Genomic DNA, 13959 nt, shown 5'->3' with positions numbered 1-13959 from the left:
CGGATCGCTGTTCGGACCGGATCGGCGGGCTCCCGGCCGCCCGGTGGACCGGCACCCCAGCGGTGCCCGGCCCGCCGGCCGGTCCGGCGCGGACGGACCCCCGCGCCGGACCGGAACCGGGGCGCGGTACGGGGGCGTCCGCGTTTTCGGGGTGGAAGCGCGGACGCCCTCCCCAGTGGATCATGGGGTTATGTACCCCGAAGCGGGCCGATGACGTACTTGGCCGCTAGGCGGCCCTCGGCCCGTTCCGGTGCGGGGCGGCGGGATGTGGTGGCGATCCGGTCACCGTCCGGCGCCGGCTGTTGAGGGGGTGGACGGGCGGGTCCTAGGGTGGCATCGATGGAACTCGAACTGCGCCACCTGCGGACGGTGTGCGCGATCGCCGAGACCGGCAGCCTCACCAAGGCCGCGGCGTCGATGCGCATGTCGCAGCCCGCCCTGACCGCCCGGCTCAAGCGGCTGGAGGCGGAGATCGGCGCGCCGCTGTTCGTCCGCGGCGCCCGCGGCATGATCCCCACGCCGGTCGGCGACTACGTCCTGCTGCGCGCCCGCGGCATCCTGCACGGCGTGGCCGAGCTGCGCGGCGGGGTCGCCCGGCAGGGCCGCGGCCCGGCGCCGGTCATCGCGCTCGGCGGCGCGGCGTCCTCGGTCTCGCTGGGCCTGGCCGACCGGCTGACCGCGCACCTCGGCGCCGAGGTCCGGCTCACCATGGCGGACTCGCCGCTGCTGCTGCGCGACCTCGTCGCCGCCGGTCGGTTCGACCTCGTCGCCACCGTCGACTACCCCGGCTACGAGCTGCACCCCACGCCGGAGCTGCACTGCGTCACGATCACCCGCGAGCCGGTCGCCGTGGCGCTCGCCGCCGGCGACCCGCTGGCCCGGCACGGCAGCGTCGCGCTGGCCGACCTCGCCGACCGGGACTGGGCGATGACCCCGTCGGACGGCGCCGGCTGGCCCGAGTGCTTCCTCGCCGCCTGCGAGCAGCACGGCTTCCGCCCGCGGGTGCGGTACACGGTGCCGGGGTCGGACACGATCCGCGAGCTGGTCGCCGCCGGCCGCGCGGTCAGCGCCTGCCAGATCGCCTGCTACTCGGACGGACCGGTGGTGGTCCGGCCGCTGATCGGCGAGCCGGTGTCGATGCGGCACCTGCTGATCTGCCCGCGGGAGGGGCGGCTGGCGGGGGAGCTGCCGACGCTGGCCCGGCTGGCCAGGGCGTCGTACCGGTCGTACGTGCACGACCGGCACACCCGCGCCAACCAACCCGGCCGGTAGCCCGCGGCGGACGGCCGGCGGCTTGCGCGCCGGCCGGCGGGCGGGTGTGGACGGCGGTGGTCGGCTCGGCCGGGGATTCGGCGGAGTCAGGATTCGCCGGTCAGGCGGGCCGTGCCGAGGGAGGCGCGGGTGACGGCGGCGGCCACGTCCCGGATGGACGAGTCCCGGGACAGGCCGGGCAGCGCCGCCCGGTCGACCGCGTGGACGACGAACTCGTAGGTGTTCACGGCGTTCGGCGAGCACGGCCCCTGGTACCCGAACAGCGTCGCGCTGCCCCGGTAGTACGCCTGCCGGGCGCCCCGCGGCACGGCCGGCTCGTACGCGTGCTCGACGTTCTGCGGCAGGGCCGCCGCGTCGGCCGGGATGTCGTAGAGGACCCAGTGCAGCAGGTCGCGGTTGTCCAGGTCGCGCATGACGACGGCGTACGCGGCGGCGCCGGCCGGTGCGCCGGACCAGGCCAGCGGCGGGGACTCGTTGCGGCGGCGCGGGTCGGGGCCGGCGCTGGTGCACTCGTGCACGGCGGGGATGGTCCCGCCCTCGGCGAACGCCGCACTGGTCAGGGCGAAGGCACTCCGGCCGCCGGCCGGCGCTCCCGGCGCGGCGACCGCTGCCGCGGCGGCGGCGGGCGTGGCGAGGACGGCGGTCGCCAGCGCGGCGGCCACCGCTCGGCCGCCGGCGACTCGGCCGACGGCGGCGACTCGGGCAGCGGCGGCGACTCGGGCAATGGTGGCGGGGCGGGTGGTGGGCAGGGGGTGGCTCACGGTGGCTCCCACGGGTCGGCTGGCCGGGCGGGTGGGTGCGCCGGGCCAGCCTACGATCCGCGCCGCCCGCCCGCTACCGGTCGGCGCCGGTCAGGTGCGCGGCCATCGCCCGGATCGTCGGCAGCCGGAACAGGTCGATCACGTCCACCGGCCGGTGGAACTCCCGCGCCAGCACCGCGCTCAGCCGGATCAGCCCCATCGAGGTGCCGCCGGCGTCGAAGAAGTTGCAGCCCGGGTCCGCCGGGTGACCCAGCACCGACACCCACGCGCCGGCCACCCGGCGTTCGGCGTCGGTCAGGCCCGGCGCGGCCGAGCCCGCGCGGGCGACGGCGCCGAGGATCGCCCGCGGGTGCGGCCGGCCGGTCGGCAGGCGGGGCAGGTCGGGCAGCAGCGCGAGCGCGTCGGGGACCAGCGGCGCCGGTACGGTCGCGGCCAGGTGCACCCGCAGCCCCGCCACGGTCGGGGCGGCGCCGGTGCGGGCGACGGCGGCGGCGACCAGCCGGCCATCGGGGGCGGCGACGACCGCGGCGTCGGCGACGTCGCCGTGCCGGCGCAGCGCGGCCTCGGCGACCACGGGCGGGCGCGGCCGGTCCGGTACGCCGGGGCACTGGTCGAGCCGGCCGACCCAGCGCAGGACGCCGTCGGCGCCCCGCCGGACCAGGTCGTCGGTGGCCAGCATCCGCGCGCCGGGATCCGCGGCGTACGGGTCGGCGGGGTACCGGGTGGCGGTCAGCGCCGGCTGGCCGAGGTAGCCGCGGGTGACGGCGGAGCCGCCGAGGTACAGCCGGCCGACCGCACCGGCGGGGACGGGCCGCAGGGCGGCGTCCAGGGCGTACGCGGTCGTGCCGGGGCGCGGGGGGCCGAGGGCCTGCGGGTCGTCGGCGCGCAGCGGCCCGGCCAGGGCGGGGCCGGCGGTCTCGGTCGCGCCCCAGGCCAGCCAGGGCGCGGGGGTACCGGGGAGCGCCGGCCCGCGACGGACCGGCCCGGTCACCGGGCCGCCGAGCAGGACCAGCCCCGCCCCGTCGGCCGAGGCGGCGGCGTGCCGGCCGGGCGGTCCGATCCGGACGGTCGGCTCCGGCGCCGGATCGTCGGCGAGCAGGGTGCCGCCGGCGGTGAGCGCGGCGGCGAGCTGGGTGAGGGCGAGGTACGAGTCGACCGGCGCGTCCAGCGGCACCCGGTCGAGGGTGCCGGGCGGCAGGGCGGCCGCCAGCCAGGCGGCGGGGCCGGCCAGGTCGGCCCGGGTGACGACGACGGCGCGCGGCTCCTCCTCGACGCCGGCCGAGCGAATGATCACCGCCGCCTGCCCTCGGCGGGCGCCGCCCGCGTCCACCCCGGGCGGCCCGGCCGGTGCCGGGTCGGGTTCGCCCCGCGGCACCTCCGCGTCCGACGGGGCGCTCCCGCCGCTCGGATCCCCGTCGGGTGGCCCGGGCGGGGGCGGCAGGTGGGTGAGGGGGACGTCGAGGTCGGCGCAGTCGGCGGCCGTACCGGGCGTGACCAGGATCGTGGCGGGGTCGACGTCCGCGGCCCACAGCCGGCGCGGCAGCGCCGGTGTCGCCGGGTCCAGCGGTACCGCGACCAGGCCGGCGGCGACGGCCCCGAGCAGGCCGGCGACCAGCTCGGGGCCGCGCGGTAGGCAGAGCCCGACCCGGTCGCCGGGGTCGACGCCGGCGGATCGCAGCGCCGCCGCCGTCGCGAGCGCGGCGGCGTGCAGGCCGCGGTAGTCGAGCGCCCCGCCCCGGCCGCGGACGGCGACCGCGGCCGGCCGCCGGACCGCGTGGCGGGCCACGGCGGCCAGCAGGTCCGGGGGCGAGGGCGCCGTCGCGTCCGGCGTGCGCGGCGCGGCTCCGTCCGGAGCGGGTGGCGCGACTCTGTCCGGAGTGGGCGGTGTGACCTCGGCGGTGCTGCGGGCGGTGACGGGTGGCGGGCCGGCCCGCTTCGGGTCGGGGGTGGGCGTGCCGGCCGGGCCGGCGGTGGGCGCCCCGGTCATGATCCGCTCCCGGCCGCGGTCGGGCCGGGCGTGACCGCGCCGGCGGCGGCGTCGATGATCGCCGCCACCGTGCCGGCGTGCGGCGGGCGGAGCATCCCGTGGTGGTCCGCGGCGACCGCGTGGCGGGTGAGCCCGCCGGTCGTCAGCCGCTCCCACTCCGCGAACCGGGCGGGGTCGGCCCCCGCCGCCCGGACCAGCGTCACCGGTCCCGCGATCGGCTCCGGTGCGTGGGCGTGCAGCAGGCCGAGGTTCACCGTCCAGCCCGCCACCACCGCGGCCATCCGGCCGGGGTCGACGCCCGCGAGCCCGGCCAGGTACGCGATGTCGGCCGCGGCGTCGCTCCCCGCCGGGCCGGGGTCCGGCGGCGGGCCGCCCGCCAGGTGCGCGGCGAGCAGGGCCACCACCGCCGCGCGGGTCGGCGGGCCGTCGGCCCGGATCCGCTCCGGCGGCTGCGCGTCCAGCAGGACCAGCCGCGTCCGGGCGCCGCCGCGCTCCAGGGCTGCCGCCGCCGCGTGCGCGTGGGCCCCGCCGTGGCTCCACCCGACGACCGCGTACGGCCCGTCCGGCTGCGCCCGCCGGATCAGCGCCGCGTGGGCGGCGGCCCGCGCCGCGAGGGTCGGGTACGCGACGCCGGGCGGCGGGACCAGCGCGTACGCCGGCCGGTCCGCCCGCAGCGCCGCGGCGCACGCGGCGTAGCAGGTGACGTCGTCGCCCGCGGCGTGCGCGAAGAACACCGCCGGCCCGACCCCGCCCCGCAGCCGCACCAGCCCCGCGGAACCCCCGTCGACCCCGGCCGGGCGGGCGGTCGTGGGGATGCCGTCGCGCGCGCCGGCCCCCGCCGGGTCGGCGTCGCCGAGGAGGTCGTCGGGGTACGGGTCGCGCAGCAGCCGGGCGAAGCTCTCCACCGTGGCGCCGCGGAAGATCGCCGACAGCGGCAGCCCCACCCCGAACTCCGCCTCGATCGCCGCCATCAGCCGCAGGACCAGCAGCGAGTGCCCGCCCAGGTCGAAGAACGCGTCCCGGACGCCCACCGGTCGCACGTCCAGCACCCGCTCCCAGACCGCCGCCACCCGCGCCTCGACCGCGTCGCGCGGCGCCACCCGCCCGGCCGCCGGGCGAACCGGCGGGGCCGGCAGCGCGCGCCGGTCGAGCTTGCCGGTGGGCGTCAGCGGTACGGCGTCGATCGGGACGAACGCCGCCGGCACCAGGTACGCCGGCAGGGTCGCCCGCAGGTGGGCGCGCAGGTCCGCGTCGGCCGGCGGCGCCCCGGCGCAGACCAGGTGGGCGACCAGCCGCCGGTCGCCGGGCCGGTCCTCGCGCACGGTCACCACCGACCGGCGGACGGCGGGGTGCCGGTCCAGGGCGGCCTCGACCTCGGCGGGCTCCACCCGGTACCCGCGCACCTTCACCTGGTCGTCGTTGCGCCCGACGAACACCAGCCGGCCGTCGTCCCGCCAGCGCACGACGTCGCCGGTCCGGTACAGCCGGGCGCCGGGCGCCCCGCCGAGGTGGTCGGCGACGAAGCGGGCCGCGGTCCCGGCCGGGTCGCCGCGGTAGCCGCGGGCGAGGCCGGCGCCGCCGAGGTACAGCTCGCCGGGCACCCCGACCGGGACCGGCCGCAGCCGGGCGTCCAGGACGTACGCCCGGCTGCCCGGCAGCGGCCCGCCGATCGTGACCGGCCCGCCCGGCGCGACCCGGTCGGCGGTGGAGTAGATCGTCGTCTCGGTCGGCCCGTACGCGTTGCACAGCGGCCCCGGCAGCGCGGTCAGCGCGGCGGCCTGCCCCGCCGGCAGCGCCTCGCCGCCGCTGCACAGCCGGATGCCGCGCGGGTTGCGCCAGCCGGCGTCCAGCAGCAGCCGGGTCGTCGCCGGGGTCGACTGCAGAACGGTCGCGCCGGCGTCGTCCAGGGCGGGCCCGAGCCGGCGGGCGTCGGCGGCCACGGCCGGGTCGACCAGGACCAGCGCGGCGCCGGCGGTGAGCGCGCCGAACAGGTCCAGCCCGAAGATGTCGAACGAGATCGACGCCACCGACGCCACCCGGTCGGCCGCGGTCAGGGCGAGCCGGTCGCCCATCGCGGCGACGACGGCGGCCAGCCCGCGGTGGGTGACCTCGACGCCCTTCGGCCGGCCGGTGGAGCCGGACGTGTACACGACGAACGCCCGCCCGTCCGGCCGCGGCGTCGCCGCGGCGGCGGTCCGGGCGGCCGCGGCGGCGGGCCGGTCGGCGAGGACGGCGGCCGGGTCGAGCACCGGGGCGGCGCTGCCGGCGAGCAGGCTCGCGCGCTCCGGCGGGGCGAGCGCCAGCACCGCGCCGCTGCGGTCGACCATCGCCGCCAGCCGGGCCGCCGGCAGCGCCGGGTCCAGCGGCAGGTACGCGGCGCCGGCCAGCAGCACCCCGAGCAGGTCCGCCGGCAGGTCGGCCACCCGGTCCGCGCACACCGCCACCACGTCGTCCGCGCCCACCCCGCGCGCCCGCAGCCCGGCCGCGACCGCCGCGGCCCGGCCCAGCAGCTCGCCGTACGTGCGCCGCCCGTCCCCGGCGACCACCGCGAGGGCCGACGGGTCGGCCGCGGCGCGCTCGCGCACCGACTCGGTGACCGGCCGGGTCGCGGGCGGTGGGGCGGTGCCGGCGGCGAGCAGGTGCGCCCGGTCGGCCGGCGACAGCAGCGGCAGGTCGGCCAGCGGCCGGTCGGGGTCGGCGACGGCGGCGGCGAGCAGGTGTTCGAGCTGGCGCCAGAGCCGGGCGACGGTGCCGGCGGCGAACAGGTCGCTGTTGTACTCGATCATTCCCCACAGGCGGTCGCCGGTCTGCTTGTCGTCGAAGACCCCCAGGCACAGGTCGTCCTTGACGGTGCCGTTGTCGAACCGCAGCGGCTCCACGTCCAGGCCGGGCAGCGGCGCCGGCCGCTCGTGCCGGAAGTCGACCAGGATGAACCCGACCTGGTACAGCGGGTGCCGGCTCGGGTCCCGGTCGCCGCCGAGTTCGTCCAGCAGCAGGCCGAGCGGGGTGTCGTGGTGGTCCAGCGCGCCGAGCATCGTCGCCCGGGTCGACCGGACCAGGTCGGCGAAGCTGCCCGCGGCCGGCACGGCGATGCGCAGCGGCAGCATGGTGAGGAAGTAGCCGATGAGCGCCTCCGTGCCCGGCCGGGTCCGGGTCGAGGAGGTGGTGCCGACGACGACGTCGTCGGTCCCGGCGAGGCGGTGCAGCAGGTACGCCCACGCGGCGAGCAGGGCGACGTTCAGGGTGACGTTGGCGGCCCGGGCGTACCCGCGGACGGCGGCGGTCAGCTCCGCCGACATCCGGAACTCGTGCCGCGAGCCGCGGGCGCGGCGGACCGCCGGGCGCGGGTGGTCGGTGGGCAGGTCCAGCGTCCGCGGGGCGCCGGCCAGCTTGTCCCGCCAGTACGGCAGGTGCCGGCGGCGCACCTCCCGCTCGATCCAGCCGGGCTGCCAGGCGGCGTAGTCGGCGTACTGGATCGGCAGCCCCGGCGGCGAGTGGGCCGGGCCGCCGGCGTACGCGCCGTAGAAGCCGGCCAGCTCGGCGCTGAAGATACCCATCGAGGCGCGGTCCCAGACGAGGTGGTGGAACGTGCCGACCAGGACGTGCTCGGCGTCGCCCAGCGCGACCAGGGCCAGCCGCAGCGGCCGGTCGGTGGCCAGGTCGAACGGCCGGCGGATCTCGGCGTCCACCGCCCGCCGCATCGCCTCCTCCCGGCCCGCGGCCGGCTCGCCGGTGAGGTCGACCAGCCGGACGTCGACCGCCGCGTCGGGGTGGACCACCTGGACCGGCCGCGCGTCCGGGCCGGCCGGGAACGTGCTGCGCAGCACCTCGTGCCGCGCCGCCACCGCCCGGGCGGCCCGGCCGAGCGCCGCCCGGTCCAGCCGGCCGCGCAGCCGCGAGCAGGAGAACACGTGGTACGCCGGGTCGGCCGGATCGAGCCGGTGGATCAGCCACAGCCGCTCCTGGTCCAGCGTGAGCCGGCCGCGGTCGCGGTCCGGGCGGCGCGGGATCGGCGCGGCCGGGCCCGGCGCCCGGCCGGCCAGCCGCGCGTCGAGCAGCGCGCGCTGGGCCGGGGTCAGCGTGCCGAGGCGGGCGGACAGGTCAGTCATCGGTCCCCTCCGGACGGTAGCGGCGGTGCAGCTCGCGCAGGTGGGTCAGGCCCGCCCGGACGGCCGGGGCGGGCAGGCCGAAGTCGACCAGGCAGGCGATCTCGTCCACGTCCAGGTCGACCAGGGTCTCGACCAGGTCCTCGGCGGTGTCCGGGGTGCCGAGCAGGGCCAGGCCGCGGGCGTACCGGTCGAACGCGGCGTCCAGCATCGCCGCCCGCCCGGCGTCGTCGAGGTCGCCGAACCCGCCGGCCGGCCCGGGGAGCTGGCGCAGGAACGTCTCCAGGTACCCGGTCAGCGGCCCCCGCGCCGCCGCCCGGGCCGCGTCGGCGTCGTCGCCGAGGTACGCGTGCAGCATGACCGTCACCGTCCCGGCGGCCGGGTCGTGGCCGCCGGCCGCGCGGGCCGCCCGGTACGCGGCGATCTTGTCGCCCAGCTCGGAAAGCCGGTGGCCGACGACGCCGGTGAGCAGGTTCGCGCCGATCGCGCCCGCCCGCTCGTACGTCGCCAGCGTCCCCGCCGCCGACACCCACACCGGCAGCTCGGGCCGCACCGGGCGGGGCAGCGGGCGGACCTCCCGGTCGCCGTCCGGCGTCGGTACGGTCACCGGCGCCCCCGACCACAGCCGCCGGACGGTCTCGATCGCGGCGAACATGTCGGCCCGCCGGTGTGCGTACCGGGCCGGGCCGCCGGGGGCGAGCGCGAAGTCGTGCGGGTGCCAGCCGGACGCCGCCGAGATCGCCGCCCGCCCGCCGGACAGGTTGTCCACCACCGCCCACTCCTCCGCCACCCGGACCGGGTGGTGCAGGGGCAGCACCACGCTGCCGGCGCGCAGCTCCACCCGCTCGGTGACCACGGCCAGGGCGGCGGCCAGGACCGCCGGGTTCGGGTACAGGCCGCCGAAGTCCACGAAGTGCCGCTCGGGCACCCAGACCGCGGCGAAGCCGTGGGCGTCGGCGAAGCGGGCGCAGTCGAGCAGCAGCCGGTACTTGTCCGGGCCGGCGGTCGAGCCGTCGCCGGAGAAGAAGAACAGGCTGAACGCCATCGTGCTCCCGGCCCGCCGCTGCCGGCCCACCCGCTCGGGAGCGGGCGCGGTGCCCGCCGGCGGGCTGCCGGGAGCGGCGGGTCCGGCGGCGCGGGCGCGCAGGGCGCGGTCCAGGGCGGCGCGCTGGGCCGGGTCGAGGGCGGCGAGGCGGTCCGTCAGCGCGGTACCGGGCGTCGGCTCAGTCACGGCCGCCGCCCGCGACCGCCTCGTCCGCCGCCGGCGCGGCCTCGATCTCCCGGAGCAGGGCGTCCAGCTCGTCCGGGTCCAGGCTCGCCGCCTGCCGGACCCGGATCGCCGCGGCCAGCCCGGCCACCGTGGGCGCCTCGAAGATCGCGCTGAGCGGCAGGTCGCCGTACCGGTCGCGGAGCCGGGCGACGATCTGCATGGCGAACAGCGAGTTCCCGCCGAGGTCGTGGAAGTCGTCGTCGGGGCCGCACTCCGGTACGCCCAGCACCTCCCGCCAGATCTCGGCGACCGCGGCGGCGATCGGGTCGGCCGGCTCGGCGGCGGCGACCCCGGGCGCCGCGGCGGTGGCCGGGTCGGTCGCGGCGGCGGTGGCCCGGCCGCCCCGGTCGCCGGTCGGCGCGGGGCCGACGACCACCTCGGCGGCGCCGTGCCGGACCGCGGCCCACGCCGCCGCGGCGATCCCCGCCGGGTCCGCGCCCACCGCGGTCGCCACCCCGCCCACCGCGGCCGGAGCCGTCGCGATCCCGTCGCCGGTACGGACGGCCACTGTGGGCAGTCCGGCGGCCGTGCGGTGGGCGGCGAGCGCCCCCAGCGCGGCGCCGTCCCCGCCGGTGGTGGTGAGGACGAGGAAGTCCGGGGCATCGGCGGCCAGCAGCTCGGCGACCAGCCGCGCACCGGCCGTCCCGCCGGGGTCGTCCCCGCCGCCGGGTGCGGTCGGGTCCGACGCTCCCGCGGCGGGCGGCGGGTCGGCGGCGTGCAGCGCGCCGCGTATCCGCCCCAGGGCCGCCCGCCCCGCGGCCACCGCCTCCCGTACGGCCGCCGGGTCCGCCGGGTCGGCGGACGCCCAGGTGACCGCGCCCGGCCGGGCCGCGAGCAGCCGTCCCAGCCGGGCCGCCAGCGGGTGCGCGGCCGCCGGGTCGGCGGGGTCGGGCAGATCGGGGTCGCCGACCAGCGCCAGTCGCGCCCCCGCGGCGGCGAGCTGCTCGGCCAGCAGGACGCCGAGCGGCCGGGACGCGCCCGTCACCAGGTACCCCGCGCCCGGCACCACGACGTCCGCCGCGCCGCCGGGGGCCGCCGGCAGCGGTACGTGCGCCCGCCCGAACCGCCGCCCCCCGCGGTACGCCACGTGGGTGGGCCGGTCCTGCGCCCCCCACTCGGCCAGCAGCCGACCCGGGTCCGCACCGTCGGCGCTCGCACCGTCGGTGTCGGTGAAGTGGAAGCGGACGCCCGGATACCGGTCGGCGAGGTCCGCGGCGACGCCGTGCAGCGCCGCCCGCCCCGGCCCGGCCACCGGCGCGCCGGCCACGTCGTACAGCCCCGGGGTGACCACGTCCACCGCGATCGCCCCGCCCGGCCGCGCCGCCCGCAGCGCCCCGACCAGCGCCGTCAGCGCCGCCGGCCGGGCGTCGCCGGCGGCGACGAGCAGCAGCCGCTCGGGCGCGCCGGCCGCCTCGACGAGCGCCCCGGCCCACCCGTGACCCCCGCCGTCCGGGCCGGACGGCGGCGGCGCGTGGTGCGCGTGGTCGCCGCGCGCGGCCAGCGCCTCCGGTACCGCGGCGTCGCCGCCCACGACCAGCCACCGCTGCGCCCGCAGCGCCGGTCGGGGCCGCGGCGGGGGCGCCGGGAACCACACCGGCGTCCACCGCCCGCCGGCCGCCGGGGCGACCCGGGGCAGCAGGTACTCGTCCCGCGCGAACGGGTACGTCGGCAGCGGCGTGCGCCGCGCGTCCCCCCGCCGCGCCGCCGGGTCGGGCTCGACGCCGTGCTCCCACAGCCGCGCCACCGCCGCCGGCGCCGCGTACGCCGGGTCGGTGCCCGCCCGCGGCAGCAGCCGGACCACCGGCCCCGCCGCCATCGCCCGCACCGGACCGGCCAGCCCGGCCGGTCCGACCTCCACGAACACCGGGTCCGGCAGCGCGGCCGCGGCCGCCACCCCGGCCGCGAACCGGACGGGCCGGCGCAGGTGCTCCGCCCAGTACGCCGGGTCGGTGGCCTGCGCGTCGGTCAGCCAGTCGCCGGTCACGTTGGACGCCAGCCGCACCCGCGGCGGGAGCAGCCGCACCCCGCGCGCGACGGCGGCCAGCGCCGCCCGGGCCGGCTCGGTGTGCGCGGTGTGGAACGGCCGGCGGACCGGCAGCTCGCGGACCACCGCGCCGGCCGCGGCCAGCCGCTCGCGGATCGCGGGCAGCTCGGCGTCGGCGCCGGCGACCACGCAGGCGTCGGGGGCGTTGACCGCCGCGACCGTGCCCTGCCCGCCGAGGACCGCCAGCAGCTCGTGCTCCGGCAGCGCGACGGCGAGCATGCCGCCGGGCGGCAGGTCCTGCATCAGCCGGGACCGCGCGGCCACCAGCCGGGCCGCGCCGGCCAGGTCGAGGACGCCGGCCAGGCACGCCCCGGCCAGCTCGCCGAGGCTGTGCCCGAGCAGCGCGCCGGGGGTGACGCCGTACGCGCCGAGCAGCCGGGCGCACGCGTAGTCCAGGGTGAACACCGCCGGCTGCGCGTGCAGCGTCTCCGCGGCGGCCGGCTCGTCGGCGCCGAGCAGCAGCTCGCGGACGTCGCGCAGGCCGTGCCCGGCGAACGCGGCGGCGCACTCGTCCACCGCGTCGCGGAACGCCGGTTCGGCGGCGTACAGGGCGCTGCCCGCGCCGGCGTACCGGCTGCCCTGGCCCGCCAGCAGGTACACCACCGTCGGGTCGGCCGCCGCCGCGACGGGCGGCGCCGGGGTGCGCAGCGCGGCGGCCGCGGCGGCCGGGTCGGCGGCGACGACCGCCCGCCGGCACCCGAACCGCGCCCGCCCCGCCCACAGCGTCCACGCCGCGTCCCCGAGCGCCGGCGCCGCGGCCGCGGCGGGAACCGGGTAGTCGGCGGGAACCGGACGATCGGCAGCGACCCGGTGCTCGGAAGGAACCCCGTCGTGGGCAGGGCCCCGGTGGTCGGCGTGGACTCCACGGTCGGCGGGGTCGAGCCGGTCGGCCAGCCGGCCGGCGGCCGCGGCCAGCTCGTCGGCCGTGTGCGCCGACAACGGCAGCACCCACGGCCCGGCCGCCGGGCCGCCCGCGCCCGCCCCGGCGGGCGCCCCGACCGCCCCGGCGGCACCCCGCCCGGCGGCGACCGCCCGCTCCGGGGCCTGCTCGACGATGACGTGGGCGTTCGTGCCGCCCATCCCGAACGCGCTCACCCCGGCCCGCCGCGGTCCCGCGCCGCCCCACGCCTCCCCGTGCCCGCTGATCCGGAACGGCCCGCCGGCCAGCGCGAGCGCCGGGTTCGGGGTGCGGAAGTGCGGCGTGCCGGGCAGGTACCCGCGGTCGACCGCCAGCACCGCCTTGACCAGCCCGGCGATGCCGGCGGCGGCGTCCAGGTGCCCGATGCTCGCCTTCACCGCGCCGACCGTGCAGGCCCCGGCCGACCCGTACGCCGCGCGCAGCGCCCGCAGCTCGATCGGGTCGCCCAGGGCGGTGCCGGTGCCGTGTGCCTCGACGTACCCGATCGTCGCCGGGTCGACCCCGGCGTCGGCCAGCGCCGCCCGCAGCACCGCCGCCTGCCCCTCGGCCGAGGGTGCGGTGAGGCCGACCTTCGCGGCGCCGTCGTTGTTGACCGCCGAGCCGCGCAGCACCGCGTACACGTGGTCGCCGTCGGCGAGGGCGTCGGCGAGTCGCTTGAGGACGACCACCGCCGCGCCGTCGCCGGAGGCGGTGCCGCTGGCGGCGGCGTCGAAGGCGCGGCAGCGGCCGTCGGGGGCGAGGATGCCGCCGGGCTCGTACCGGACGCCGGACGGCTCCAGCAGCCGGACCGACGCGCCGCCGGCCAGCGCCACCGCGCACTCGCGGGCGCGCAGGCTGCGCGCGGCCAGGTGCACCGCGACCAGGGACGACGAGCAGGCCGTCTGCACGGTGAGGCTCGGCCCGGTGAGCCGCAGCTTGTACGACACGCGCAGCGCGAGCATCCCGGCGTCGCCGCCGGCGGCGACGTGCAGCGGGTGCGCCGCCCGCCGGGCCCGGTCCGACGGGTCGACCCGCTCGGCGTGGTGCCGGGTGGCCGACGCGGCGGCGAACACGCCGACCGGGCCGCCGGGCGGGTACCCGGCGTCCTCCAGCGCCGTCCAGCAGCACTCCAGGAACAGCCGGTGCTGCGGGTCGGTCACCTCGGCCTCGGCCCGGCCGACGCCGAAGAAGTCGGCCGCGAACCGGCCGGGACCGGCCAGCGGGTAGCAGGTCCGGACCAGGGTCGGGTCGGCGACCGCGTCGGCCGGCAGGCCGGCGTCGACCAGCTCCCGGTCGGTGTACGTGCGGGACACGTCGGCGCCGGCGACCAGGTTGCGCCAGAACTCCTCGACGGAGTCGGCGCCGGGGAAGCGGCCGCTCATCCCGATGACGGCCACGGGGTCGCGCGCGGGGTCGGTCACGTCGATCCTCCGTTGTGGGTACGGCGGGGGCCCGCCCGGCGGGCCGCCGGGCGGGGTTCGTCGACCGGTCGGCGGCGTCAGGTGGGCTGCCGGCGGCGGCGCAGCTCGGGGCGGGCCGGGCGGGCGGCGGCCACGTGCGGTTCGAGGGTGGTGACGGTGGGGTTTTCGAAGAGGTGGCGGACGGTGATTTCGGCGTTGAG

The 13959-nt window shown here is 80.3% G+C and carries 6 protein-coding genes; 1 reads left to right on the top strand and 5 read right to left on the bottom strand.

The genetic code is table 11. From position 1 onward, the window contains the following. Positions 1–339 precede the first annotated feature (339 nt). Positions 340–1272, top strand: a complete 933-nt coding sequence (locus IEY94_RS18300) for a LysR family transcriptional regulator (RefSeq protein ID WP_189171450.1) — start codon at positions 340–342, stop codon at positions 1270–1272. Positions 1273–1358: 86 nt separating this feature from the next. On the opposite strand, the gene IEY94_RS18295 is transcribed toward IEY94_RS18300, so the two are convergent. The 5 genes from IEY94_RS18295 to IEY94_RS18275 all read right to left on the bottom strand — a co-directional run bounded on the left by IEY94_RS18295 (position 1359) and on the right by IEY94_RS18275 (position 13759). Further along, a complete protein-coding gene (locus tag IEY94_RS18295; RefSeq protein WP_229784240.1) occupies positions 1359–2033 on the bottom strand; it encodes a YbhB/YbcL family Raf kinase inhibitor-like protein in 675 nt (224 codons plus the stop codon). A gap of 73 nt (positions 2034–2106) precedes the next feature. After that, positions 2107–4020 carry a non-ribosomal peptide synthetase gene (locus IEY94_RS18290; RefSeq protein WP_189171449.1) on the bottom strand — a complete coding sequence of 638 codons (1914 nt, stop codon included), beginning with the start codon at positions 4018–4020 and terminating at the stop codon, positions 2107–2109. Further along, positions 4017–8129, bottom strand: a complete 4113-nt coding sequence (locus tag IEY94_RS18285) for a non-ribosomal peptide synthetase (protein ID WP_189171448.1) — start codon at positions 8127–8129, stop codon at positions 4017–4019. The genes IEY94_RS18290 and IEY94_RS18285 overlap by 4 nt, the downstream gene beginning before the upstream one ends. After that, a complete protein-coding gene (locus IEY94_RS18280) occupies positions 8122–9357 on the bottom strand; it encodes a MupA/Atu3671 family FMN-dependent luciferase-like monooxygenase (protein ID WP_229784239.1) in 1236 nt (411 codons plus the stop codon). The genes IEY94_RS18285 and IEY94_RS18280 overlap by 8 nt, the downstream gene beginning before the upstream one ends. Beyond that, positions 9350–13759: a type I polyketide synthase gene (locus IEY94_RS18275; RefSeq protein WP_189171447.1), complete on the bottom strand. Its 4410-nt coding sequence runs from the start codon at positions 13757–13759 to the stop codon at positions 9350–9352. Before IEY94_RS18275 ends, IEY94_RS18280 begins: the two co-directional genes overlap by 8 nt. Positions 13760–13959: the final 200 nt, after the last annotated feature.

This window comes from Pilimelia anulata, assembly GCF_014647895.1.
Classification (GTDB): Bacteria; Actinomycetota; Actinomycetes; order Mycobacteriales; family Micromonosporaceae; genus Pilimelia; species Pilimelia anulata.
The sequence above is the reverse complement of the archived record's forward strand: the minus strand, read 5'-3'. Positions and strand labels throughout refer to the sequence as shown.

Coding starts and splice junctions, on each gene's coding strand:
- IEY94_RS18300 (WP_189171450.1), top strand. CDS start 340: ATGGAACTCGAACTGCGCCACCTGCGGACGGTGTGCGCGATCGCCGAG.
- IEY94_RS18290 (WP_189171449.1), bottom strand. CDS start 4,020: ATGACCGGGGCGCCCACCGCCGGCCCGGCCGGCACGCCCACCCCCGAC.
- IEY94_RS18285 (WP_189171448.1), bottom strand. CDS start 8,129: ATGACTGACCTGTCCGCCCGCCTCGGCACGCTGACCCCGGCCCAGCGC.